General features: G+C 64.0%; 1 pseudogene. It reads left to right on the top strand.

The features are described 5' to 3' along the window. Positions 1-88: 88 nt before the first annotated feature. A pseudogene (locus EXE44_RS21800) lies at positions 89-236 on the top strand (DUF4407 domain-containing protein); the annotation flags it as partial.

Genomic DNA, 236 nt, shown 5'->3' with positions numbered 1-236 from the left:
GACCGGCCCCCGGGGGCCGGCGTGTCCATTAATTTTAGGCTGACCTAAAGATCGGAACGATTAACTTGTTTTAGGGAGGCCTAAAAGTATGCCCAGCAAGGACGCGGTACCCGAGGAATCGACCCGCAGAGCGTTCGCGAAGTACGGCGGTACGGTCGCTCTCGGCGGCCTGCTCGCCGGGTGTACCGGCGGCGACGCGAGGAACGACCCGTCCGGTTCCGACGGCGACGGAGGGA

The organism is Halorubrum sp. SS7, from assembly GCF_005435055.1.
GTDB classification, from domain to species: Archaea; Halobacteriota; Halobacteria; order Halobacteriales; family Haloferacaceae; genus Halorubrum; species Halorubrum salinarum.
Note: the sequence above shows the minus strand (reverse complement) of the source record. Positions and strands in the feature narration are given on the sequence as shown.